Origin of the sequence: Sphaerisporangium rufum (assembly GCF_016863395.1) — a bacterium.
GTDB lineage: Bacteria > Actinomycetota > Actinomycetes > Streptosporangiales > Streptosporangiaceae > Sphaerisporangium > Sphaerisporangium rufum.
This window is the reverse complement of the sequence record NZ_BOOU01000049.1, coordinates 45752-68939: the sequence shown is the minus strand read 5'-3', so window position 1 is coordinate 68939 and position 23188 is coordinate 45752. Positions and strand designations below refer to the sequence as shown.

General features: G+C 72.4%; 23 protein-coding genes. 3 read left to right on the top strand and 20 right to left on the bottom strand.

The window, feature by feature from the left end:
• From Sru01_RS17615 to paaZ, 14 genes are all read right to left on the bottom strand, one after another.
• The coding region (locus Sru01_RS17615; protein ID WP_203986610.1) for an LLM class flavin-dependent oxidoreductase at positions 1 to 501 on the bottom strand (501 nt) is incomplete at its 3' end.
• Between the two features lie 5 nt (positions 502 to 506).
• Positions 507 to 1022 carry a VOC family protein gene (locus Sru01_RS17610; protein ID WP_203986606.1) on the bottom strand — a complete coding sequence of 172 codons (516 nt, stop codon included), beginning with the start codon at positions 1020 to 1022 and terminating at the stop codon, positions 507 to 509.
• A 25-nt stretch (positions 1023 to 1047) separates the two neighbouring features.
• Positions 1048 to 2010: an enoyl-CoA hydratase-related protein gene (locus Sru01_RS17605; protein WP_203986602.1), complete on the bottom strand. Its 963-nt coding sequence runs from the start codon at positions 2008 to 2010 to the stop codon at positions 1048 to 1050.
• 39 nt (positions 2011 to 2049) lie between these two features.
• A complete protein-coding gene (locus Sru01_RS17600) occupies positions 2050 to 3093 on the bottom strand; it encodes an LLM class flavin-dependent oxidoreductase (protein WP_203986599.1) in 1044 nt (347 codons plus the stop codon).
• Positions 3094 to 3212: 119 nt separating this feature from the next.
• Positions 3213 to 3854 carry a TetR/AcrR family transcriptional regulator gene (locus tag Sru01_RS17595; protein ID WP_203986586.1) on the bottom strand — a complete coding sequence of 214 codons (642 nt, stop codon included), beginning with the start codon at positions 3852 to 3854 and terminating at the stop codon, positions 3213 to 3215.
• Between the two features lie 58 nt (positions 3855 to 3912).
• On the bottom strand, positions 3913 to 5451 hold the full coding sequence (locus Sru01_RS17590) for a long-chain-fatty-acid--CoA ligase (protein ID WP_203986583.1): 1539 nt from the start codon (positions 5449 to 5451) through the stop codon (positions 3913 to 3915).
• A gap of 29 nt (positions 5452 to 5480) precedes the next feature.
• Positions 5481 to 6512 (bottom strand): LLM class flavin-dependent oxidoreductase, encoded by a 1032-nt coding sequence (locus Sru01_RS17585; RefSeq protein WP_203986580.1) that lies wholly within the window; start codon positions 6510 to 6512, stop codon positions 5481 to 5483.
• On the bottom strand, positions 6509 to 7267 hold the full coding sequence (locus tag Sru01_RS17580; protein WP_203986577.1) for an enoyl-CoA hydratase/isomerase family protein: 759 nt from the start codon (positions 7265 to 7267) through the stop codon (positions 6509 to 6511). Before Sru01_RS17580 ends, Sru01_RS17585 begins: the two co-directional genes overlap by 4 nt.
• Positions 7264 to 8280, bottom strand: a complete 1017-nt coding sequence (locus Sru01_RS17575) for an ABC transporter ATP-binding protein (RefSeq protein WP_203986574.1) — start codon at positions 8278 to 8280, stop codon at positions 7264 to 7266. The genes Sru01_RS17580 and Sru01_RS17575 overlap by 4 nt, the downstream gene beginning before the upstream one ends.
• Position 8281: 1 nt before the next feature.
• Entirely contained in the window at positions 8282 to 9166 is an 885-nt protein-coding gene (locus Sru01_RS17570) for an ABC transporter permease (protein WP_203986571.1), read from the bottom strand.
• Positions 9163 to 10086, bottom strand: coding sequence for an ABC transporter permease (locus tag Sru01_RS17565; RefSeq protein WP_203986568.1), 924 nt, complete (start codon positions 10084 to 10086; stop codon positions 9163 to 9165). The genes Sru01_RS17570 and Sru01_RS17565 overlap by 4 nt, the downstream gene beginning before the upstream one ends.
• A gap of 30 nt (positions 10087 to 10116) precedes the next feature.
• Positions 10117 to 10968 (bottom strand): ABC transporter ATP-binding protein, encoded by an 852-nt coding sequence (locus tag Sru01_RS17560; protein WP_203986565.1) that lies wholly within the window; start codon positions 10966 to 10968, stop codon positions 10117 to 10119.
• 173 nt (positions 10969 to 11141) lie between these two features.
• The gene (locus Sru01_RS17555; RefSeq protein ID WP_203986548.1) at positions 11142 to 12704 is read right to left on the bottom strand and encodes an ABC transporter substrate-binding protein; all 1563 of its coding nucleotides are present in this window, start codon (positions 12702 to 12704) and stop codon (positions 11142 to 11144) included.
• A 239-nt stretch (positions 12705 to 12943) separates the two neighbouring features.
• Positions 12944 to 14977, bottom strand: coding sequence for a phenylacetic acid degradation bifunctional protein PaaZ (gene paaZ, locus Sru01_RS17550; RefSeq protein ID WP_203986545.1), 2034 nt, complete (start codon positions 14975 to 14977; stop codon positions 12944 to 12946).
• A gap of 321 nt (positions 14978 to 15298) precedes the next feature.
• Between paaZ and Sru01_RS17545 the strand changes: the two genes are divergently transcribed.
• Positions 15299 to 15916 (top strand): TetR/AcrR family transcriptional regulator, encoded by a 618-nt coding sequence (locus tag Sru01_RS17545; RefSeq protein WP_203986542.1) that lies wholly within the window; start codon positions 15299 to 15301, stop codon positions 15914 to 15916.
• A 122-nt stretch (positions 15917 to 16038) separates the two neighbouring features.
• Here Sru01_RS17545 and Sru01_RS17540 read toward each other — a convergent pair whose 3' ends face one another.
• The 3 genes from Sru01_RS17540 to Sru01_RS17530 are packed head-to-tail and all read right to left on the bottom strand — an operon-like array spanning position 16039 to position 18542.
• Complete coding sequence (locus tag Sru01_RS17540; protein WP_239137510.1) at positions 16039 to 16866, bottom strand: MetQ/NlpA family ABC transporter substrate-binding protein; 828 nt, start codon at positions 16864 to 16866, stop codon at positions 16039 to 16041.
• A 30-nt stretch (positions 16867 to 16896) separates the two neighbouring features.
• Entirely contained in the window at positions 16897 to 17553 is a 657-nt protein-coding gene (locus Sru01_RS17535; RefSeq protein WP_203986535.1) for a methionine ABC transporter permease, read from the bottom strand.
• The gene (locus Sru01_RS17530) at positions 17550 to 18542 is read right to left on the bottom strand and encodes a methionine ABC transporter ATP-binding protein (RefSeq protein ID WP_203986532.1); all 993 of its coding nucleotides are present in this window, start codon (positions 18540 to 18542) and stop codon (positions 17550 to 17552) included. The genes Sru01_RS17535 and Sru01_RS17530 overlap by 4 nt, the downstream gene beginning before the upstream one ends.
• Positions 18543 to 18892: 350 nt before the next feature.
• Here Sru01_RS17530 and Sru01_RS17525 point away from each other — a divergent pair, with 350 nt between their 5' ends.
• Entirely contained in the window at positions 18893 to 20215 is a 1323-nt protein-coding gene (locus tag Sru01_RS17525) for a PP2C family protein-serine/threonine phosphatase (protein WP_203986515.1), read from the top strand.
• Between the two features lie 71 nt (positions 20216 to 20286).
• A complete protein-coding gene (locus Sru01_RS17520) occupies positions 20287 to 20928 on the top strand; it encodes a LysE family translocator (RefSeq protein ID WP_203986512.1) in 642 nt (213 codons plus the stop codon).
• A 52-nt stretch (positions 20929 to 20980) separates the two neighbouring features.
• Here Sru01_RS17520 and Sru01_RS17515 read toward each other — a convergent pair whose 3' ends face one another.
• From Sru01_RS17515 to Sru01_RS17505, 3 genes are all read right to left on the bottom strand, one after another.
• Positions 20981 to 21271, bottom strand: coding sequence for a PIN-like domain-containing protein (locus Sru01_RS17515; protein WP_275412182.1), 291 nt, complete (start codon positions 21269 to 21271; stop codon positions 20981 to 20983).
• A gap of 129 nt (positions 21272 to 21400) precedes the next feature.
• Positions 21401 to 22075, bottom strand: coding sequence for a DUF433 domain-containing protein (locus Sru01_RS17510; RefSeq protein ID WP_239137509.1), 675 nt, complete (start codon positions 22073 to 22075; stop codon positions 21401 to 21403).
• Between the two features lie 185 nt (positions 22076 to 22260).
• Positions 22261 to 23181 (bottom strand): helix-turn-helix domain-containing protein, encoded by a 921-nt coding sequence (locus Sru01_RS17505; protein ID WP_239137508.1) that lies wholly within the window; start codon positions 23179 to 23181, stop codon positions 22261 to 22263.
• Positions 23182 to 23188 lie beyond the last annotated feature (7 nt).

Here is a 23188-nt window from a genome sequence, read left to right as displayed (position 1 = left end):
CGGCGGGCCGCCCGCCTGCAGCGGCCGGACGCAGATGGTGTCGTGCAGGGTGTGGAACTCGCCGTCGAAGTCGACCCGCTCGCCGGTCCACAGCGCCCGGATGACCTTGATCTGCTCGTGCATCTTGCGGAAGCGGTTCGGCTTGTCGATGTTCAGCGCGGCGAACTCGTTGTTGCGGTAGCCGGCGCCGACGCCCAGCACCAGCCGGCCGCCGGACATGTGGTCCAGCGTCGCGAACTCCTCGGCGATGTGCACCGCGTGGTAGGCGGGCAGGATGATCAGGCTGGTGCCGACCATCATGTCGCCGGAGTGCCGGATCAGCCCGCCCAGCACCGACAGCGGCTGCGGGGTCTGCAGGTTGGCCAGGAAGTGGTTGATCGCGAAGATGGAGGCGAACCCCTGGTCCGCCGCCAGCTCGGTCAGGTCCCACAGCTCGCCGAGCCGCTGCCGGAGGTCGTCCTCCGGCAGGTACTGGTGCGAGGCCAGAATGCCGAATTTCATGATCGTTACCGCCCTTCCTCCGCCGGTCCGGAACGCTCGGCGGCCCGGAACGCGCGGACCTGCTCCGGGGTGGGCAGGCTGACGAACTCGACGCGGATGCCGTCGGGGTCCTCGCACATGAACATGGTGATCGGCCCGTAGCCGGGCAGTACGCTGGTCGCCGGCGGGTGGTAGCAGTCGACGCCCATCGCGACCAGGCGCTCGTACAGCCCGCGGATCTCCTCGGCCGCCACCGGGAAGGACAGCGCGAACACCCCGGGTTCACCGGCCCGCCCGGGACGCGCGCCGGCCGGCACCGGCAGGTCCCACTGGATCAGCTCCACCTGGCCGATCCGGGTGGGCCCCTGGAAGTAGACGGCGCGGCCGGTGGTCCCCGGCGGCACCCGGAGCCGCTCGTGCATCGTCTCGTTGCCCACCCGCATGTCCAGCGTCATGCGCAGTCCCAGCCCGTCCCGGTAGAACGGGATGGATCTGTCCAGGTCGCGGACGCTCACCGCGACGTGGTGGATCTCGCCGACCATCGGCCCCCCTCCCCCGGCCCGGCGCTCAGCCGAGCCGTCCCCCGAGGCGGAACCGTGGCGCGACCGCGGCGTCCCGGTCCTTCAGCGCCTGGGCCAGGCCCTTGTCGCGCCGTTCCCGGACGAAGTTGTACTCCCCCTCGGCGAGCGACAGGTTGGTGGCCCAGGCATGCCCGATCCAGTTGCCCACCTCGCCGACACCCTTCCCCCGCGCCTCCATGGCGATGCGCATCATGGACTTGCCCATCATCAGGCCGTCCAGCGGCATGAAGGAGATGGCCGTGACATATTCGTCGACGGCGGCCGCCAACTCCTCGCGCGGCACCACCTGGTTGACGAAGCCGACCCGCTCGCCCTCCTCGGCGGTGAGCGGCCGCATGGTCAGCATGATCTCCTTCATCTTCTTCAGCCCGAGGTTCTCGATCCACAGGTACATGTCCTGCGGAGCGCATCCGAGGTAGCGGAACGCCGGGTGGGTGAACTGCGCGTCCGGTGACGCGACGACCATGTCGGCGCCCAGGGCGATCTTCATGTGCCCGCCATAGCAATAGCCGTGCACCTGGCAGATCGTCGCCTTCAGGCAGTTGGTGACCTTGTTGGCCAGGCTCTCCGACAGCAGGTTGCGGTCGGGCAGGATCCGCTGGCGCTGGGCCGGCCGGCCGGTCCGCTCGCCTTTCTTGTTCTTGCCGTAGCCGATGTAGTAGCCGAGTTCGGCGGCGTCCGCCCCGGAGCCGAAGCAGTCGCCGTTGCCCTTGAAGACGATCGTCTTCACCTCGTCATCGACCTCGGCCTCCCGGATCAGGTCGCCGACCCGCTCGAAGGCGGCGACCGGGATGCCGTTCAGCTTCTCCGGGACGTCGAAGATGATGTACGCGGCGGCCTTGCCGGCGTCCTTCTCGTAGCGGACCGCTTCCTCGATGGCCTTGTCGTCGGTCGTCATTCCCTCGCCGTCCCACTGGGCGGCGAGCAGTTCGTATTCGCTCTTCTTCATATGCGGGCTCCGGCGTCGGGGATGGGGCGGCCGAGCACGTCAGGCACCGGCCAGCTGGGGGATCACCTTGGCGGCGAAGGTCTCCATCGAGGCGATGGCGCGAGCGCGGTCCAGCGAGGGGATGTGGAACCAGCCGATGTAGTGGGTGACGCCGAGTTCGTCCCGGATCCGGCCGAGGGTGTCCACCACCTGGTCCACCGAGCCGAACGTACCGCCGTGGGTGAGCGTCTTCTCCAGGGTGAGCAGGCCGATGTTCCGCTGGACCTTGTCGTAGTAGGCCCGCTCGGACTCGACCGCCTCGTCCGAGCCCGGGATCACCTTGCCGACGCTGCGGTAGTAGGTCAGCGCCGCGGCGGCCGCCGCCCGCAGGCCGTCCTCGCCGTCGCCCACCCAGACCTGCTGCATGAAGGGCAGGTCGAAGCCGTCCACCGGGTGGCCGCCCTCGGCGAGCGCGTCGCGGTAGGACCCGTAGTTCTCCTTGATCCGCTGCATCGGCGTGAAGCTGGAGGAGACGATGATGTGGTCGCCGGCCAGGCCGCGCTGCCGGAAGGTCTCCGGCGAGGAGGTGCCGTGCAGGAGCGGCGGGCCGCCCGGGGTCACCGGCTTGGGGAACACGTTCATGTCGTGGTACTGGAAGTGCGTGCCCTCGTAGGACCAGTTCTCCTCGGTCCAGGCGAGCTTGAGGATGTCGACGATCTCGGCGTAGAGCTCCTTGTTGGCGTTGCGGTCCTTGCCGAACCCGCGGAACTCGGCCGGCTGGTACCCGCGGCCGACCCCGAGGACGAGCCGGCCGCCGGACAGGATGTCGAGCAGGGCGGCGTCCTCGGCGACGCGGATGGGATCGTGCAGCGGGAGCACCACGACCGCGGTGCCGATGGTGATGCGACGGGTCCGTTCGGCGAGGGCGGTACCGAGCATCAGGGGGTTGCCCAGGATCCCGTAACGCGAGAAGTGGTGCTCGGCCAGCCAGCAGGAGTCGAAGCCGAGCTCGTCGGCGATCCCGATCTCCTCGATGGTGTCCCGGAGCACCTGGGCGTCGTCCGTGCCCTCGGCCGGAAACAGGTTCATCACACCGAACTTCACGATCCACTCCTTATTAATTCCGACCAGTATGAATGTTACGGGCCCAATGGGGGACGGTCAAGGGGCGCGAGCGGAAGGCCCCGGGCGGGGCGGTCCGGCGGCGCGGGGCCGCGGCCGGTTCAGCCGGCGACCGAGTCCTCCGGCACCGGCGCCACCAGCCCCTTGAGGATCAGCTCGGCGAACTGGTCGGCCACCTGGGTGGCGCTCAGCGGACCGTCCGGCCGGAACCAACCATAGGCGGCGGTGAGCATGCCGAGCAGGCCGAAGCTGACGATGCGCGGCTGCAGCGCGGAGTTGAACACGCCCTCGTCCACCCCCTGCTGGATGACCGCCTCGTACATCGCGTCCAGCTGGTCACGCTTCTTCTTGATAGCGGCAAATCGCTCTTCTGTCAGGAAACGTCGCTCTTGGCTGAAAATCGTGACATGTGACCTAAAGTGGCTGATAGCGTGCAGGGATTCCAAGATCAGCTGCCGCAACCGGTCGACCGGCGAGTCATACGTCTCAAGAATCCGGCGGAAGTTCGCGAGCCGGTCGTCGATGTATTCCTCCTGCAGTTGCTGGAGGATCTCCTCCTTGCCCGTGAACAGGTGGTAGAGCGCGCCTTTCGTCATGCCGGCGTCCGTCACGATGTCCTCGACGGAGGTCGCGTGATACCCCTTCACCTCGAAAAGCTTCAGGGCACTGGCCAGCAGCGCGCGCCGTTTCTCCGCAGGGTTATAAGAGCCCCGAGGTTTCCCGTAAGCCGCCGTGCGTGCCATCGGACGATTCCCCCTACAGTCGTTTGCCACAAAGCGTAACGATGTCGGCCCGCTTCCCCTACCCCGCCGACACCGGATCGCCGAACGAGCGCGAGCGCAGCACCCGCTTCAGCACTTTCCCGGAGGGATTGCGGGGCAGCTCGGCCACGAAGTCCACCGACTTCGGCGTCTTGAACGACGCCAGCCGGCCCCGGCAGTAGGCGATCAGTTCCTCGGCGGACAGCTCGGCGCCCGCCTTCAGCACGACGTACGCCTTCGGCACCTCCTGCCAGCGGGGATCGGGCACGCCGATGACCGCCGCCTCCGACACCAGCGGGTGGGTATAGAGCACCCGCTCGATCTCCTGGCTCGCGACGTTCTCGCCGCCCGATCTGATCATGTCCTTGAGCCGGTCGGTGATCGACAGGAAGCCGTCGCCGTCCACCGAACCGACGTCGCCGGTGTGGAACCAGCCGCCCCGCCAGGCCTCGGCGGTCAGCTCCGCATCGCCCCAGTACCCCGGGGTCACCTTGGGACCGCGCAGTACCACCTCCCCGGCGCCCCCCGGCGGGACGTCCACACCGGCGGCGTCCACCACGCGGTACTCCACGAACGGCACCGCGGTGCCGACCGATCCGGCCTTCGGCACCTCGTGCGCGGCGTCCATGTAGGCGATGGCGCTGCACGCCTCGGTCATGCCGTACGCCTGGACCAGGCGGGTGCCGGGCAGCATCTGGCGCACCTCCCGGTACAGCTCGCCGGCCGCGGCGCCGAAGATGATCCACCGCAGCGAGGACAGGTCGCGCGAGCCGTCGGCGGCCGCGCGCAGGCCGTGCAGGATGGCCTGCACGAAGATGCCGCCGGTGACCCGGTGCTCCTCGATCAGCCGCAACGCGGCCGGCGCGTCGAAGCGCCGCATCACCACCAGCGTGCCGCCGTTGAACAGCACGCCCACGCCCGGCGCGTCCCAGGCGGCGACATGGTAGAGGGGCGAGGAGATCAGCACCCGGTCCGCCGACGACAGGCCGAGCTCGGTCGTCTGGGCGGTGACGTTCAGCGCGGCCATCCCGTGCGTGATGATGACGCCCTTCGGCCGGCTGGTCGTCCCGGACGTGTACATGATCCGCTGCGGGTCGTCGAAGCCCACCTCGGCCAGCGGCGTCACGAGGCCGGCGTGCCCGGCCAGCACCTCGCCGAAGGAGGGCCATCCGGGCGGTCCGGCGCCGTCCAGCACCACCGACGCCCGCAGGCGCAGCGGCGCGCAGATCTCCGCCATGACCGGCAGGAACTCGCTCTCACAGAGCACCGCGACCGCGCCGCTGTCACGGACCAGGAAGTCGAGCTCCTCCCGGCGCAGCCGGTAGTTCAGCGGCACCGCGACTCCGCCGATCCGGTAGACGGCGAGCACCGCGCAAACGTACTCCGCCGAGTTCAGGCCGAGCACCGCGACCCGGTCCCCCCGGCCGACCCCGCGGTCGGCCAGGAACGCCGCGACGGCGTGCACCGAGTCGGCCAGGCGCTCGTAAGTCCACACGCCCGACTCGCCGACGATGGCGGGTTCCGCCGCCCGGCGCACCCGCTGCAGGTCGACCACGCGACCGAAGTTGATGGCGGTCATGTCAACTCGCACCCCTTCTCACCTGGTCATCACCCGGCCGCCGGAGCCGGGGCGCCGACCGGCACCTCGGCCAGGGCCGGCAGGACCTCCCGGCCCAGCAGCCGGATCGAGCGCAGCACGTCGGCCTGTGGCATGCCGCTCCACTGCAGCCGCAGCACCACCTCGGTGTGCCCGATCGCGGCGTACCGCGCGAGCCGCTCGGCCACGTCGTCCGGCGAGCCGATCACCGCGTGGCCCTCGATCAGCTCGTGCGCCGACGTCCCGTGCTTCCAGCCCCGGTAGTTCTCGTACTGCCCGGCGAGGTACGGGCCGGCCGCGTCGACCGCCTGCCGCCGGGTCGGCGCGACGCAGCCCTCGCGCAGCAGCGGGTAGTCACGGTCCGCTGAGCGGCCGTGCTCGGCGAGAGCCGCCCGGAAGTCCGCCATCCGCGCGGCCACCTCCTCGACGGTGCCGTTGGGCGCGACGGCCCAGGCGGCGTCCAGCCGGGCCACCCGGCGCATGCCGGCCGGACCGAAGGCACCGAGCCACAGCGGCGGGCCGCCGGGTGCGACCGGACGCAGCAGCACCCGGGCGCCGGCCAGCTCGCCGAAGCTCCCCGAGGCGGTGACCGGCTCGCCCGACCACAGCGCGCGCAGCACGCCGACGTACTCCTCCAGCCGGCGGAACCGCTCCTCCACCGGGACGCCGAACGCGCGGAACTCCACGCCGCGGTACCCGGCGCCCAGCCCGACGATCAGCCGGCCGCCGGACAGCTGGTCCAGCGTCGCGAACTCCTCCGCCAGGGCCAGCGGGTTGTGCAGCGGCAGCAGGTAGACCCCGAAGCCGAGCCGGATCCGCTCGGTGCGGGCCGCCAGGTAAGCGACCGTCGAGAGGGGTTGCAGGAACTGCGACCGGGCCAGGTAGTGGTGACCGAGCAAGATGGACGACAGGCCCATCTCTTCGGCCAGCGCCACCTGTTCCATCGTCTCGCGCAGCGCTTCGCGCACCGGCGTGCCGGGCGGGTAGTGCGCCGACAGTGACATGCCGATCCTGAGGCGCCGGGCGCCGGGCGGCTCGGTCAACGGGCCTCTCCTTCCGATGCGGTGAACCGGGCGATGGCCGACGCCATCCCCAGCGCGGTCCGGTCCTCCTCGCCGGCCGCGGCCAGCCGGCCCGCCAGGGCCTTGGTGTCCCGGACCACCCCCGGCCGGCGGCCGGCCAGCGCGGCGGCCAGCGCGGCGGTCTCCTCCTCGTGCGCGGCCGCCGGGACGACCGAGGTGACCAGCCCGTCGGCCAGCGCGCGGTGCGCGGGGAGGCGTTCCCCGGTCACCGCCCAGGCCAGGGCGGCGCGCCGGGTCATGACCCGCAGCAGTTCGGGCAGGACGGTGGCCGGCGGCATGCCGAGGGTGATCTCCGGCAGCCCGAAGCGGCAGTCGTCGGCCGCCACGACCAGGTCGCAGCGGGCCAGCAGGGCGCAGCCGAAGCCGAGCGCCGCACCGGCGGGCGCGGCCACCGTGACCTGCGGCAGCGCGCCGATCGCGGCGAGCAACCGGCGGCCGTGCCGGAAGAACGCGGCCAGCTCGCCGGGCGACGCCCCGGCCAGCCCGGCGAAGTCGGTGACGTCCCACCCGGCGCAGAACGGCCGCCCGGCGGCCCGCAGCACGACGACGTCCACGTCGCGGCGGCCGGCCAGCCCGGTCAGCGCCGGCACCAGCTCCGCGCAGACCTCCGCGCCGATGGCGTTGCGCCGCTCGGGCCGGGACCAGGTGACGGTCGCGGTCCGGCCGTCCAGCAGGACCGCGGTGAAGCGCCCGGCCGGCGCGGCGACGGCGCTCATCGGCGCGCCGAGGAGGCGGGCACCGCGGCGCCGGGCCCGTCGCCGGCGGCGAAGTGGCAGCGGGCCCGGCCGCCGCCCGGCAGCGGCGCCCATGGCACCTCACCGGCCCGGCAGATCTGTTCGGCCCGCGGGCAGCGCGGCGCGAACCGGCAGCCCGGCCAGTCCTCGGTGACCCTCGGGGCCGTCCCGTCGATGGCCCGCACCTCGCCGCCGTCCCACCTCGGGATCGCGGCCAGCAGGGCACGGGTGTAGGGGTGCCGCGGAGCGGTGATGAGCTCGCGGGCGGCGCCGACCTCGACGATCTGACCGGCGTACATCACCGCGATCCGGTCGCAGATCTCACCGGCCAGCATCAGGTCGTGGGTCACGAACACCATGCCCATCCCGGTGCCCCGCGACGACGCGGCGGTCAGCGAGGCGAGCAGGCCGACCACCTCCGCCTGGGTGGTCACGTCCAGCGCCGACGTGCACTCGTCGGTGATCAGTACCTCCGGCTCGGTCACCACGGCGAGCGCGATGGCGATCCGCTGCCGCATGCCGCCGGACAGCTGGTGGGGGAAGGAGTCGAGCACCCGGTCCACCTCGGTGAACCCCATCCTGGCGATGACACCGGCGATGCGCGCGTCCCGCTCGGCCCGCGACAGCCGCGGCAGGTGGGTGCGCGCCACCTCGCGGAGCTGGCGGCGCACGGTCATCAGCGGGTCCAGCGAAGACGACGCGCCCTGGAACACCATTCCGACGTGCCGCCCGCGCACCCGGCCGGCCGCCTGCACCCCGGGTGCCTGAATCAGCTCGCCGAGCACCCGCACCTCGCCGGCACTGACCGCGACGTTGCGGTCCAGCAGCCCGAGCACGCTGCGCACGGTGGTCGTCTTGCCACTGCCCGACTCCCCGATCAAGCCGAGGGTCTCCCCCGCCGCCAGGCTCAGGTCGACGCCGTCGGCCAGCACGTGCCGGCCGCCGGCGGTCGCCGCCTCGATCGTCAGGCCGCGCAACTCCAGGACCGGGGACATGTCAGTACCTCCGCTTCTTGGGGTCGAGCCAGGACCGCATGGCGTCCCCGAGCAGGTTGACGAGCAGGACGACCGTGGTGATCGCCAGGCCGGGGAACGCCGCCACCCACCAGGCGTGGGTGAGCTGGTCGCGGCCGTCCGCGAGCATGGCGCCCCAGCTGATCTGCGGGGACACCACGCCGAGGCCGAGGAAGCTGAGCGCGCTCTCGGCCAGGATGACGGTGCCGATCTGCAGTGTGACCAGCACCAGGACGGTACCGGCGACGTTCGGCAGCATGTGGGCGAGCAGGATGCGCGGTGCCGGCACGCCCGCGCAGCGCAGGCCGAGCACGAACGGGCGCTCGCGCAGTGACAGCGTCTCGGCACGGATCACCCGGGCGTACTGGGCCCAGCCGAACAGCGCCAGCACCAGCACCAGCGCGGACAGCGAACGCCCTCGGCCGGCGATCACCGCGATGGCCAGCAGGATGAACGGCAGCGCCAGCTGGGCTTCGACGAACCGGGACACCACCGCGTCGACCGTTCCCCGGTAGAAGCCGCTGACCAGGCCGAGCAACGTGCCGGGCACCGCGCCGGCCAGCATGCCGGCCACCGCGATGAGAAAGGTGAGCCGGCCGCCGTACAAGATCCGCGCCAGCACGTCCCGGCCCAGGTGGTCGGTGCCGAGCAGGTGGGCCGCGTCCCCGCCGGACAGCCAGGCCGGCGGGCGCAGCGCGGCGGACAGCGACTGCGCGGCCGGGTCGGGCAGGGGCAGCAGCGGCGCGGCCAGGCAGACCGCGCCGATCAGTGCCAGCGGCACCCCGAAGGCCAGCACCGCGCCCGCGCCGCGGGCCCGGGTCGCCGGCCGCCCGGACGCCGGACGGCGCGGGGCCAGCACGGCGGTCACGCGACGCCGTCCCGGATCCGCGGGTCCAGGATCCCGTACAGCAGGTCGACGATCAGATTGACGAGCACGAACACCACCGCTCCGAATATGACGATCGCCTGGATCAGTGAGAAGTCGCGCATCTGCACCGCCTGGGTGGCCAGGGTGCCCAGTCCCGGCCAGGCGAAGACGAACTCGACGGTGATGGCGCCGGACAGCAGGGTCCCGGTCTGCAGGCCGATGATCGTGATGACCGGTAGCGCGGCGTTGCGCAGGGCGTGCACCAGCACCACCCGCCACCGGGCGACGCCGCGTGCCCGGGTGGCGTCCAGGAACGCCTCGCCGAGCACCTCTGACATGCTCGACCGGGTGAGCCGGGCGATCTGCGCCATCGGCAGCGTGGACAGGGTGACGGCCGGCAGGATCAGCGAGCTGAACCCGGTGGACTGGCCGGCGGGCAGCCAGCCGAGGGTCACCGCGAACAGCAGGATCAGCATCAGGCCGAGCCAGAAGAGCGGGATGGACTGCCCGGTGAGCGCCACCGTGGAGGCGAACCGGTCGGCGAACCGGCCCTCGCGCAGCGCGGCCCAGACGCCGAGGGGAATGCCGACGAGCACGGCGAGCACCATCGCGGCGGCGGCGAGTTGCAGGGAGGCGGGCAGCCAGCCGAGGATCAGGTCCAGGTTCGGCGTGCCGTAGCGGATCGAGGTGCCGAGGTCGCCGGTGGCCAGGTCACCGACGAAGGCCGCGTACTGGACGGGCAGTGGCCGGTCCAGGCCGAGCTGGGCGCTGAGCTGCGCGACCTGCTCGGGTCCGGCCAGGTCGCCGAGCATCTCGCGGACCGGGTCGCCGGTGCCGCGCGCCAGGAAGAACGCGGCCGACACCGCGATGAGCAGGGTGACGACGCCGCGCGTCACCTTTCCTGCCAGGAACCTAAGCACGCCGGCCTCCGAATGGACGATGGTGGACGGTCACGGCTCACCGCCGGGCACCGAGGCGGTGGTCACCTGCACCGGCCGTCCGGCCGGGTCGGCCGGGTCGAGCGGGCGCCGGCCAGGGATGGCGGCGAGCAACCGGCGGGTGTACTCGTGCGCGGGGCGCTCGAAGACCTCGGCCGTGGGCCCGTGCTCGACGACCCGCCCGCGCAGCATGACGTGCACCCGGTCGCACACGGCGCGGACCACGGCGAGGTCGTGACTGATGAACAGAATGGCCAGGTCCTCGCTGCGGCGCAGGCCGAGCAGCAGCCGCAGGATCTGCGCCTGCACCGAGACGTCCAGCGCGGAGGTGGGCTCGTCGGCGAGCAGCAGGGCGGGGCGCAGCAGCAGGGCGCGCGCGATCGCGACACGCTGTGCCTGGCCGCCGCTGACCTGGTGGGGCAGCCGGTCGAGCAGGTCGGCGTTGAGCCCGACCTTCGCCAGCAGTTCCTCGTCGGTCGTCCACCCGGTGCGTTCGGGGTGGATGCGGCGCAACTCGCGCAGTCCTCGGCGGACGGTCTGCCGCGGGTCGAGAGATCCGTGCGGGTCCTGCAGGATCACCTGGACACGGGTCCGCTCGGCGCGGCTGAGCCGCCCGCTGACCTGGACGCCGGAGACGGTAACCGTGCCACCGGAGATTCGGCCGAGACCGGCGACCGCCATGGCCAGCGACGTCTTGCCGGAGCCGGATTCGCCGACCACGCCGATGATCTCACCGGCGTCCACGGTGAGCGAGACGCCGTCGACGGCCGCCACCGTGTCCCCTCGCCGGTTCCCCCACCGGCCGCCGGCCTGGTGCACGACGGTCAGGTCGTCGACGTCCAGGATGCGGCGCTCCCGCGTCATCCAGACCTCCCCTGCTGGACGGAGCTGCCGACCACAAGAAAATAACGACCGGTCGGTACGGAAAAGCTAATCCGACAAAAGATGACGGTCAAGACATACCTCCGGCACAGTCCTCGGGTTCCACCGCGAGCGTGGTGTCGCGGGGGCGCCGGCGGGCGCCCCCGCGCACCGGATCAGCCCAGCGTCACCTCGTACATCGACGGGACCGCGTCCAGGGCCGGCTTGAGCCCCTTGACCTTGTCGGTCATCCCGTAGGAGACCACCTGGTCGTAGAGGATCGCGTTACAGGCATCCTCGTCCAGGATCTTCTTCTCCACCTGGTCGTAGACCTCATCGCTCGCCCCCTGGTCGGTGGCCGACAGGGCCTTCTCCGTGAGCGCGTCGTAGCCGTCGGGGTCGTTGCAGTACTTGACGGCCGCGTTGTTGCCGGTGAAGAAGGCGATGAACGAATCGGGGTGCGCGAAGACCGGGAAGTTCTGCACCATGTACATCGAGTAGTTGCCGGTATTGCGCTCGGTGCGCAGCGCGGCGTTCTCCAGCGGCACCTGCTCCACCTGGAAGCCCGCGTCCTGCAGCATCGCCGAGACCGCCTCGCCGACCTGCTTGTCCTTGGGGTAGAAGCCCGTGGTGTACAGGAAACGGATCTTGGGTGTGCCACCGGCCGCCCGGACCAGTTCCTTGGCCCGGGCCGGATCGAACTTCTGGTAGGTCACGGCCGGCTGCTGCGGCAACAGGTCCCCGATGAAGTACGGCGACTTGCGGGCGCCGACGCCGCCGAACAGGGTCTTGACGATCGAGTCGTAGTCGATCGCCGCCTGCACGGCCTTGCGCAGGTCATGATCTTTCAGCGTGCCGGCGTTGGCGTTCATGCTGAGGGCCATCTTGTACAGCGAGGGCGCGGACAGCACCGAGGTGCCGGCACCGTTCTCTATCTGCGGGATCGTCTCGTTCGGCAGGTCCGCCACCAGGTCGGCCCCGCCGCTCTGCAGCAGCGCGGCCCGGGTGGAGGCGTCCGCCGCCCACGAGTACCTGATCCCGCCCAGCTTGGGGGCGCCGCGCCAGTAGCCGGGGTAGGCCTTCACCGAGAAGCTCTGGCCGGAGGCGAGGGAGTCGAACTGGAACGGTCCGGTGCCGACCGGCGCCGAGCCGAACCGGTCCCCGGTCACCTCGGCATAGTACTTCGGTGGCACGCCCATGGCCGTGGTGAGCACCTTCGGCATCGCGATGTAGGGCACCTTGGTGGTGATCAGCAGCGAGTCCGCCGACTCCGCCTTCACTTCCTCGACCCGCTTGTAGTAGGGGGCGAAGCCGCTCTTCGGCTCGTCACGGTACTTCTCGATGGTGAAGGCCGCGGCGTTGGCGTCCCACGCCTCCCCGTTGTGGAACTTGACGCCCTGGCGAACCTTGAACCGCCACTCGGTCGGCGACACCCGTTCCCAGGAGGTGAGCAGCCCCGAGTCGTTCGGTTCGAGAGACTCCTTATCGAAACCCACCAGCGGGTCGAAAACCGGCCCAACGATACGTAGTGTGCTGTAAAGGGTGAGAACGGGATTGAAGGTGGCCGGCTCGGCCGGCACCACGACCCGCAGTACATTCCCACCGGCGTTCGAACCGGTCGTCTGGGCGGCGTCCGGAGTGGCGGTGGAGTTCGAGCAGGCGGACATGGCGACGACGGAGATCGAGAGCAGGACGGCCGGCAGGCGGGCCTGCCGGGTACGACGCCGGAGAGATCGCATGGCGCTCCTGGATTACGACTCGCTGAGGAGGAGGAGTGCGTGTGTCGCGAGCCGCGGAGGTAACCGTCGGCACTCCTGTATCAATAAGTTCCAACCGGTCGGAATGAAAAAGTAGCCCGGCGGATGTGGGCATGTCAACGGCGTGTCCGGCCTGATCTCGCCCGATACCCACCCGCAACATACGAGGCCCGCCGGGCACGGGACGGGCCGGTCCGGCGGGCGGGCGCGGCGGGCCCGGGTCAGGGTTCGCGCTTGGCGACCAGGGTGAGCACGTCGTACCTGGCCACCGAGGAGCCGTCCTGCTTGGTGACGTCGGCGTCCCAGCGCACCTCGCCGTACTCCGCGCCCTCGCGCGGGTCGATCCGCTTGGCGGTGAGCGTGACGGTCAGCTCGTCCCCCGGGTACACCGGGGTGAGGAACCGCAGGTCCTCCAGGCCGTAGTTCGCCAGCACCGGCCCGGGGTCGGGGTGCACGAACAGGCCGGCCGCCAGCGAGACGATCAGGTAGCCGTGCGCCACCCGCCCGGCGAAGAACGGGTTGGCCCGCGCCGCCTCCTCGTCGGTGTGCGCGTAGAAGGTGTCCCCGGTGAACTCGGCGAAGTGCTCGATGTCCGCCAGTTCCACCCGGCGCGGCCCGGCGACCACCGTGTCCCCCGGCCGCAGGTCCTCCAGGTGCTTGCGGAACGGGTGGCCGCCGCCAGTGTGCCGCGCCGCCCCGGGCACCCAGCGGCCGGTCACCGCGGCCAGCGTCGCCGGCGAGCCCTGCACCGCCGTGCGCGCCATGTGGCGCAGCACCCCGCGGATCCCGCCCATCTCCTCGCCGCCGCCGGCCCGGCCCGGGCCGCCGTGCACCAGCACCGGCAGCGGCGAGCCGTGCCCGGTGGACTCGGCGGCCGACTCGGCGTCCAGCACCAGCAGCCGGCCGTGCCAGGGGGCGGCCCCGAGCACCACCTCGCGGGCGAAGTCATGGTCGGCGGTGACCACCGAGCCGACCAGGCTGCCCTGGCCCCGGGCGGCCAGCTCGGTGACCTCGGCGGCCGAGGTGTAGGGCATCAGCGTACTGACCGGGCCGAACGCCTCCACCTCGTGCGGCTCGGGGCGGGCGGGGTCGTCCACCCGGAGCAGCACCGGCGAGACGAACGCGCCGCGCTCGACGTCGGCGCCGGTGACCGCCACCCGGTCGGGGTCGCCGAACACCACCGAACCGGCCTGGACCAGCGCCTTGAGCGCGCGGCGGACCTCCTCGCGCTGCCCGAGGCTCGCCAGCGGGCCCATCCGCACCGCCGGGTCGGCCGGATGGCCCACCGTGACGGCGGCCAGCTCTGCGGCGGCGGCCTCGGCGACCGCGTCCAGCAGCTCGGCCGGGACGAACGCGCGGCGGATCGCCGTGCACTTCTGCCCGGCCTTGACGGTCATCTCGGTGACCAGCTGGCGGACGAACAGCCCGAATTCGGCGGTGTCCGGCGTGGCGTCCGGGCCGAGGATCGAGCAGTTCAGCGAGTCGGCCTCGGCGTTGAAGCGCACCGAGCGCGCCGCCACCACCGGGTGGGTGCGCAGCTTCTGCGCGGTGGCCGCCGACCCGGTGAACGCCACCAGGTCCTGCTCGGTGAGGTGCTCGAACAGGTCGCCCGCCCCGCCGCACACCAGCTGCAGCGAGCCCTCCGGCAGGATGCCGGACTCGACGATCAGCTCGACCAGCCGCGCGGTGACGTAGGCGGTCTGCCCGGCCGGCTTGACCAGCGACGGCACGCCGGCGACGAAGGCCGGGGCGAGCTTCTCCAGCGGCCCCCAGACCGGGAAGTTGAACGCGTTGATCTGCACCGCCACCCCACGCAGCGGGGTGTGGACGTGCTGGGCCACGAAAGTGCCGCCCCTGCCCAGCGGCTCGACCGCGCCGTCGGGCAGCACGCGGGCGTTGGGCAGCTCGCGGCGGCCCCGGCTGGAGTAGGAGAACAGCGCGCCGATGCCGCCGTCCACGTCGAACTTCGCGTCGCCGCGGGTCGCCCCGGTGCGCAGCGACAGCGCGTACAGCTCCTCCCGGTGCTCGCGCAGGTGGGAGGCGAGCGACTTCAGCAGGGCGGCCCGCTGGTGGAAGGTCATCTCGCGCAGCGCCGGGCCGCCGGTCCGCCGGCCGTGCTCCAGCGCGGCGCCGAAGTCGACGCCCGCCGAGGAGACCCGGGCCACCTCCTCCCCGGTGACCGCGTCGTGCACCGGGACGCCCTCGTCCCCCGGCACGTGCCAGGAACCACCGACATAGCTGCGTAGCGGCGCCATCGCCGACCTCCCAGGAATTACCTACCGGCCATTCGGATGGTAAACCCTCGGCGGTCTCCCGTCCCGGTGCGGCCGGGGATCGCGTGGCGCCGCCGTCCCCGGGGCGGCGGCTCCCGGACCGGTGGCGCCGGGTGGGCCGGCGGGCGGAAAGGTAGGATCACGGATGCGCGGCTCCGGCCCGCCCTGGCATCCGGGCGGTGGCGCGTGCACGGTGGAACGCCCGGCCGGGCCGCCGGTGAGCGGCGCGGGCCGGCGGCCGGGCGCCGGGCCGCCACGAGACCGAAGGGCGGGGCACCGACCTGTCATGAGCACCGACCTGTCATGAACACCGACCGCGCCACCCGCCGGGGCCGGCCCGGCTACGACCTGCCGTCGCTGCTCGCCGTCGCGGTCGCCGTGTTCAACGAGCGCGGGTACGAGGCCACCAGCATGGAGGACCTGTCCCGGCGGCTCGGCATCACCAAGTCGGCCATCTACCATCACGTCGCCAGCAAGGACGAGCTGCTCCGGCTGGCCCTGGACCGGGCCCTGTCCGGGCTGGCCGAGGCGGCCGAGGAGGCCGCCGCGCTGGACGGCCGGGCGATCGACCGGCTGGAGCACCTGGTGCGGCGCAGTGTGCACGTGCTGGTCGAGCGGCTGCCGTTCGTCACCCTGCTGCTGCGGGTGCGGGGCAACACCGCGGCCGAGCGCCGGGCGCTGGACCGCCGGCGCGAGTTCGACCACCTGGTCGGCGACCTGGTCCGCCAGGCCGCGGCGGACGGCGACGTGCGCCCCGACGTCGACCCGGCCGCCGCCGGCCGGCTGGTGTTCGGCATGGTCAACTCGCTCACCGAGTGGTACCGGCCGCGCGGCGGCCTGGACGCGGCGGCGGTGGCCGACGCGGTGTGCGCGGTCGCCTTCGACGGGCTGCGCGGCCGGGCCGCGGCGCCGCCGCCCTGACCCGGCCGATCCCCGGCGCCCGGCCGCGCGGCACCCGGCCCGATCGCGGACACCGCATCGGCGATCCACCGACCGCGCCCGCCGCCGGGGGTCGGCGGGGGGCGGTCCGGCAGCGGACGGGATCAGGCGGCCGGGATGACCGAACCCTGGTAGGTGTCCTGGATGAACTTCTTCACCTCGGGGCCGGCCAGCAGCTCCGCCAACTTCTTGGTCTTCGGGTCGCCCTCCTGGCCCTTCAGCACGACCAGCCCGTTGGCGTAGGGGTTGCCCTCGGCCTTCTCCAGCACCAGCGCGTCGCTCGCCGGCTTGAGCTTGGCCTCCAGCGCGTAGTTGCCGTTGATGACCGCGGCGTCCACGTCCTCCAGCGAGCGCGGCAGCTGCGCGGCCTCCAGCGGCCGGAATGTCAGCTTCTTCGGGTTCTCCGCCACGTCTCGCTCGGTGGCCGCGGTGCCCACGCCCGGCTTGAGTTTGAGCACGCCGTTGTCCTCCAGCAGCTTCAGTGCCCGGCCGAGGTTGGTGGCGTCGTTGGGCACCGCCACGGTGGCGCCGGAGGCGAGCGCGGCGACGTCGGTGACCTTCCTGGAGTACAGGCCGAGCGGCTCGACGTGCACGTCCTGGAGGTAGGCCAGCTCCTCGCCGCCCTTGCTCGACTGGAAGTCCTTCAGGTAGGGCCGGTGCTGGAAGTAGTTGGCGTCCAGCCGGCCCTCCTGGAGCTGCACGTTCGGCTGCACGTAGTCGGTGAACTCGACGATCTCCAGCTTCAGCCCGGCGGCCGGTGCCAGCTTGTCCTTCACGTACTTGAGGATCTCCCCGTGCGGCACCGGGCTGACGCCCACCTTCAGCACGTCGTCCTTGGCCGCGGCCTGTTGCGTCCCCGTCCCGCCGGACGCGCCGCACCCGGCGAGCGCCAGGGTCAGCACGGCGGCCAGGGCCCCGATCAGCTTGCGCACTGTCATATCCCCTCAGGTGTTCAATGTGATCTATCGATGGGAGAGCCGGCGGGCGACGAGATCACCCAGGCTCTGCACGATCTGGACGACCGCGACGAGCAGCACGACGGTGATGACCATCACGGTGGTGTCGAAGCGCTGGTAGCCGTAGCGGATCGCCAGGTCGCCGAGCCCGCCGCCGCCGATGGCGCCGGCCATCGCCGAGTAGCCGATCAGCGCCACCACGGTCACGGTCAGCCCGGCGACCAGGCCGGGCAGCGCCTCGGGCAGCAGCACGCGGGCGACGATCCGGGTGCGGCCCGCGCCCATCGCCTGGGCGGCCTCCACGACCGCGCGGTCCACCTCGCGCAGCGCCGTCTCCACCAGCCGCGCGTAGAACGGTACGGCGCCGAGCGTGAGCGGCACGATCGCGGCGACGGTGCCGATCGTGGTGCCGGTGACCAGCCGGGTGAACGGCAGGATCGCCACCATCAGCACGATGAACGGCAGCGAGCGCCCCACGTTGACCACGCCGCCGAGCACGGCCCGCGCCGCGGGGGCCGGCACCAGGCCGCCCCGGTCGGTGGCGACGAGCAGCACGCCGAGCGGGAGCCCGAGCAGCAGGGTGAGCAGCGCCGACCAGACCACCATCTGGCCGGTCTCGGCGGTGGCCTGCGCCAGCGCCCGCAGGAGTTCGTCGTCGTTCATGGGCGTCCCTCCCCGAGCAGCGCGGCGCCGGCCGGGGCGGCCTCGTCCAGCAGCAGGCCGCGCTTGCGCAGGTAGGCCAGCGCCTCGGCCGACCGCTCGCCCCCGATGCGCACCCGCAGCCGTCCCATCGGCACCCCGGCCAGTTCCTCCAGCGATCCGCCGAGGATGTTGACGTCCACGTCGAACGCGCGGACCAGGGTGGACATGATCGGCTCGTCCGCCCGGCCGGCGAAGGTCACCGTGACGCTGCCCGGCGGGGCCGGCTCGGGCAGCGGGAAGATCTCGCGGGTCAGCAGCGAGCCCGGCCGGGCCACCAGGCCGGCCACCGGGCCGGTCTCGGCGATCCGGCCGTCCGTCATGATCGACACCGAGTCGCAGGCCGCCTTGATGACGTGCATCTCGTGCGTGATGAGCAGGATCGTCAGGCCGAGCTCGGCGTTGAGCCGGCCGAGCAGGGCGAGGATCGACTGCGTGGTGGCGGGGTCGAGGGCGCTGGTCGCCTCGTCGGAGAGCAGCACCTTGGGCCGGGCGGCCAGCGCGCGGGCGATGCCGACGCGCTGCTTCTGGCCGCCGGACAGCTGGGCCGGGTAGGCCGACGCCTTGCCGGTGAGATCGACCAGCTCCAGCAGCTCGCCGACCCGGCGGGCACGCTCGCGGCGCGGCACCCCGGCCACCTCCAGCGGGAAGGCGACGTTGCCGGCGACCGTGCGGGACGACAGCAGCGCGAAGTGCTGGTGGATCATGCCGATCCCGCGCCGGGCGCGCCGCAGCTCGGCCTGGCCGAGCGCGGTCAGCTCGCGGCCGTCCACGGTGACGGTGCCGCCGGTCGGGCGCTCCAGCAGGTTGACGCAGCGCAGCAGGGTGCTCTTGCCGGCACCGCTGCGGCCGAGCACGCCGTGGATCTCCCCCGCGCGCACGTCGAGATCGACACCGTCGAGCGCGACGACGCCGTTGCCGTAGACCTTGCGGACCGAGGAAAGCTGTATCACAGGTAGGTTATATCCGAAATAGCAGACGGACGGGTCCCGCGGCCCGGTCCCGACGTGCCGGACGCCGGGCCGCGATGTCGACACCCGAGGGCCGGCCGGAACCGGCCCCGTGGGCGCACGACAGGAGCAAACCCCGCACGTCCACCCCCGATTCCCCCGCGCCGCTGTGATACCGGCCACTCCACCGGCCGGCGGGCCGGGTACGGCCGCCTGAGGAGGTTTCGCGAAAGCGCGCGCAGAGTAGGTGCTACTTTACTTAACGTAGTCGTGACGGATTGTGGAACGGTGGCGCCAAGCCCGGCACGGCCGGGTCGGACGTCCGTTCTTTCTGATCTCTTCGGGGAGGTCCGGTGACGCGTGCGGCGGGAAGGGCGCCCGGCCGGGGCATGCTGCTGGACGAGATCAGCACCCGCATCGGCGCCGTCCTCGACCCCCGGCAGGCCGCCGAGCACTTCATGGACGTCGCGGTCCCGCGGTTCGCCGACTCCGCCGCCCTCTACGTCCTGGAGGGCCTGCTGCGCGACGAGGCCTACCCCGGCGCCCGCGACGGATCCGTCGCCGCGCGGCGGCTGGCCCTGCGCCTGGGCAAGGGGCGGGCCGACCGGCCCGAGTGGGCCGCCGCCTTCCCGGCCGGCGAGATCGTCGTCTACCACCCGGGCCACCCCGCCGGCCGGTGCATGTCGAGCCGCGCCCCGGTGACCTACACCGCGGCCGAGCTAGGACGCGACCAGCGGGAGCGCGTCGCCGCCGTCCTGGACCCGGTCGCACAGGCGCTGATCGAGCGCTCGTCGTTCCTCGCCGCCCCGCTGGTCGCGCGCGGCACCGTCCTCGGTTTCATCTCCTTCGGCCGCGACCCGGACCGGACCCGCTTCGGCGGCCGCGACCGCGCGCTGGCGGCGGACCTGGCCGGCCGGGTCGCGGTGTGCGTCGACAACGCCCGGCTGTTCTCGCGCGAGCAGCGCACCGCCCGCGCCTTTCAGCGCAACCTCGCGCCGTTCTCCCCTTCGGTGCCTCCCGGCCTGGAGGTCGCCCACCGCTACCTGCCGGTCAGCGCCCAGCCCGTCGGCGGCGACTGGTACGACGTGATCCCGCTGTCGGCGACCCGAGTCGCGCTGGTGATCGGCGACGCCATGGGCCACGGCCCGGCCGCCGCCGGCGCGATGGGCCAGCTCCGCGCCGCGGTGCGCGCGCTCGCCGGGTTCGACCTGCCGCCCGACGAGGTCCTGCGCCGGCTGGACCGGCTGGCCGAGGACATGGACGCCATCCAGTGCGCCACCTGCCTGTACGCCACGGTCGACCTGGACACCCGCCGCTGCGCGCTATCCCGGGCCGGGCACCCGCCGCCCATCCTGGTGCGTCCCGGCGGGCCGGCGACGCTGCTGGAGCCGCCGGCCGGCCTGGCGCTGGGCGTCGGTGACCCGGGCTTCGCGCGCGGCTTCACCACCACCGAGGTGACGCTGCCGCCCGGCGGCATCCTCGCCTTCTACACCGACGGGCTGGTGGAGAGCCGCGAGGAGGACATCGACCTCGGCATCGCCGCGCTCCGGGCCGTGCTGGCCACCCCGCGCGACACCCTGGAGGCCGCCTGCGACGCGGTGATCGCCGCCCTGCCGGTCCGCTACGACGACGTCGCCCTCCTGCTCACCCGCGTCGCACCCCCGGCGACCAGCTGAAGCCCTCCTGCCGGCCGCCTGGCGGGGAAACGCGTTGAACCGGCGGCACCGGTGCGATCATCATGGCCCCCATGGACCTCGTCTCCGCGTTACCCGCCTTCGCCCTCGCCGTCGTCCTTATCTCGGCCTCCCCCGGCCCGGCGATGGCGCTGATCATGCGCCGGGCGGCGCTGCGCGGCTTCTCCGGCGCGGTGCCGACGGTGCTCGGCCTGGAGGCGGGCCTGTACCTGTGGGCGCTCCTCGCCGCCGCCGGCGTCGCCGCCCTGGTCGCCGCCTCGGAGATCGCCTTCCTGGTACTGCGGGTGGCGGGCGCCGGCTTCCTGCTGTACCTGGGGATCCAAGCCTGGCGCTCGGCCTGGCGTAGCCGCACGGCCGCCGAGGCGGCGGAAGCGGTGCCGGCCGGCCCGGCGCCGTCCTGGTGGCGGGCGTTCGGTGAGGGCTCGGTGGTGATGCTGGCCAACCCGAAGGCGGCCGCGTTCATGATCGCTTTCTATCCGCAGTTCGTGCCGGCCGACCGGCCGCTGTTCGCCACCACCGCGCTGCTGGCCCTGCTCCAGGTGGCCATCGAGATCGTCCTGTACCTGACGCTGGCGGCGGTGGTCGGCCGGGCCAGGGCGTGGTTCCGCCGCCCGGCGATCCGCCGCCGGCTGGACGCGGTGAGCGGCACCGTCCTCATCGCCCTCGGCCTCCGCCTCGCCGCCCAGACCCGCTGAGCCGCACACCCCAGGCCAGCACATTTCATGATCCACCACCGGCTGACGCCGATCAGGTACGTGACCGGTCGCCGCGTTTCCGGCCGGCCGCCGGAGCCCGGTACGGGATCAGCGCTCTTGCGGTCAGCTGCCATACTCCGGCCCTGAGCTGACCGGCCTCGCCGCACATCGCGGCGAGATTGATCTGGATCAACTCCAATCGCTCGGCGATCTTCGACTCGCCCGGCAACAGGAAGACGGCGACATTCGCTCTCAGGTAGGCCTGATACTCGTTCGGACGCTCGAAGATCCGGATGTCGCAGGCGATCACCGCCCATCCCCGCCGGCCGACGAGGGGAACCAGCGATCGTCAGCGGCTCCCAGCGCCACTTCCCTGGAACCGAAAAGCTCAGCGGGAGTGTGCACCGTGTACCCCAGGCCGGAGAGCAGCCTTCGCACGCTACGGCTGACGCTGTTCTCGTCAAGGTAGAACTCAGGCGGCGTGGCCCAAGAGGATGCGCGTGGCCGTCCTGACGTCGTCGAGCGTGACGCCGAGCTCATCGGCGATCGCCTCGGGCGCCTCGCCGGCCTTCATCATGGCCGCCACTTCCGCCACCCGGGTACGGCCCCCCTCGAAGATCGGCTGGCCGAACGCTCTGTGCGGGTCGATGACCACCCGTGAGGGCAGGCAACTTCGCAGCCGCAGCAGCGCCGGAAAGCCGTCCTCGGCGCGGACCACGTAGTCGAGGTAGTCCGTGACGATCTCCCGAATGACGTGTTGCCCCGTCCTGGCCTCGATGAGCCCTGCACCGGCACGCGTCCGGGAGAAGTCCCAGAGCACGTCGATACCGTCGGTCGCGAGCTCTGGAGCGAGCAGCACGTACTCGTGACCGAACTCCTGCCGCAACCGTTGCAGGGCGGGTCGGATCTTGTGAGGTTTGACACCGGCCCGTTTGAGCGCATCCAGGACGTACGCCTCGGCCATGGCGACGAAGGGCACCGTCGCCTGGCGACGCCCATGAGCCGGGAGAACGTGGAGCAGAGGTCGCCCCTGTTCGTAACCCCTTGCCCACCGATTGAAGGTCTGATGGGAGATCTCCAGGAAGCGGGCGGCGTCTCGCTGATTCAACAGGCCCGTTCGAGTCCTCACATCGTCCACGTCGCGCACCTCCTTCCGTCTTCGCGCTCGTTATCATCATCGCCGATCGACCCGTTGCTCCGCGGTGCGCCTCGCAGTGACGCGCGTCATCGTCTGGTCGCCCGACAAGCGCATCACCCGATGTCGGTCCGTGACGACTTTATTACCCTGCGTTAATCGGTGGAGGTGAATCCCGCGGAAGGTCGACCGGCGGATCACAGCCGGGTGGAGCAGCCGGACGACATCCGCACCCCGGCGTGCGGGGACCGGTCGCCCTGGTCGGCCCTGGCGGGCCGGCGTGGGGACCAGGCGGGCCAGGCGATGTCGTCGATGGCGAGCCACGGCGCGACGGCCAGGGCCGCGGGGGTGAGACCGGCGAACGCCCGGACCTCGCGGTGCAGGTGGGACTGGTCGGCGTAACCGCACTCGGCGGCGACCCCGGCGGGCGGATGACCGGCCGCGAGCAGGCGGGCCGCACGGTCGAAGCGCACCAGCCCGGCGGCGCGCTTGGGGCTGATGCCGAGTTGTGCCCGGAAGCGGGACCACAGCCGCCGGCGGCTCCAGCCGACCTCCGCGGCCAGGCCGTCGACCCGGACTCGGCCCCGCCCGGCCAGCGTCCGCCGCCAGGTGTGCGCCACCTCCGGGTCGACCGGCCGGCGGGCGGCCGGTCGCCGGCCGAGCAGTTCCGCCGCGATCGCGAACCGTTCGTCCCACGAGCCGGCGGCCCGCAGTCTCGCCTCGGCCCGCCCGGCGTCGCGGCCCCAGAGGTCCGCGAGGGCCACCACCGTCCCGGCGAGCTCGGCCGGCGCGCCGAACACCGCGGCCGCCACCCCCGGCTCCAGCCGGATCTGCAGGCAGTCACCGCCGCCCCGGCCGGTCAGCCGTAGATCGCCGGGCATCAGCCCGATGACGACGCTCCCGCGCTCGCACCGGCCGGCGGCGTCGTGGACCAGGCCCGCCCCGTCGCTCAGATCGATGATCAGCGTGACCGACGGGTGCGCGACCATGGCGATGTCCACCCGGGCGGGAACGCGTTGCCGGAAGCCGGCCATGTCGACCCCGGGCAACCCCGCCGGGCGGCGCGGAACCGCGACGTCCACCCCCGTCCAATCGAGCGGGGTACCGGCCGGTGCCATGGGACCA

What these genes read in the sequence shown, in the direction of transcription:
- Sru01_RS17590 (WP_203986583.1), bottom strand. Translation starts at nt 5,451, where the DNA reads ATGACCGCCATCAACTTCGGTCGCGTGGTCGACCTGCAGCGGGTGCGC.
- Sru01_RS17505 (WP_239137508.1), bottom strand. Translation starts at nt 23,181, where the DNA reads ATGGCACCGGCCGGTACCCCGCTCGATTGGACGGGGGTGGACGTCGCG.
- Sru01_RS17610 (WP_203986606.1), bottom strand. Translation starts at nt 1,022, where the DNA reads ATGGTCGGCGAGATCCACCACGTCGCGGTGAGCGTCCGCGACCTGGAC.
- Sru01_RS17560 (WP_203986565.1), bottom strand. Translation starts at nt 10,968, where the DNA reads ATGACGCGGGAGCGCCGCATCCTGGACGTCGACGACCTGACCGTCGTG.
- Sru01_RS17535 (WP_203986535.1), bottom strand. Translation starts at nt 17,553, where the DNA reads ATGAACGACGACGAACTCCTGCGGGCGCTGGCGCAGGCCACCGCCGAG.
- Sru01_RS17605 (WP_203986602.1), bottom strand. Translation starts at nt 2,010, where the DNA reads ATGAAGAAGAGCGAATACGAACTGCTCGCCGCCCAGTGGGACGGCGAG.
- Sru01_RS17520 (WP_203986512.1), top strand. Translation starts at nt 20,287, where the DNA reads ATGGACCTCGTCTCCGCGTTACCCGCCTTCGCCCTCGCCGTCGTCCTT.
- Sru01_RS17575 (WP_203986574.1), bottom strand. Translation starts at nt 8,280, where the DNA reads ATGTCCCCGGTCCTGGAGTTGCGCGGCCTGACGATCGAGGCGGCGACC.
- paaZ (WP_203986545.1), bottom strand. Translation starts at nt 14,977, where the DNA reads ATGGCGCCGCTACGCAGCTATGTCGGTGGTTCCTGGCACGTGCCGGGG.
- Sru01_RS17555 (WP_203986548.1), bottom strand. Translation starts at nt 12,704, where the DNA reads ATGCGATCTCTCCGGCGTCGTACCCGGCAGGCCCGCCTGCCGGCCGTC.
- Sru01_RS17580 (WP_203986577.1), bottom strand. Translation starts at nt 7,267, where the DNA reads ATGAGCGCCGTCGCCGCGCCGGCCGGGCGCTTCACCGCGGTCCTGCTG.
- Sru01_RS17595 (WP_203986586.1), bottom strand. Translation starts at nt 3,854, where the DNA reads ATGGCACGCACGGCGGCTTACGGGAAACCTCGGGGCTCTTATAACCCT.
- Sru01_RS17545 (WP_203986542.1), top strand. Translation starts at nt 15,299, where the DNA reads ATGAACACCGACCGCGCCACCCGCCGGGGCCGGCCCGGCTACGACCTG.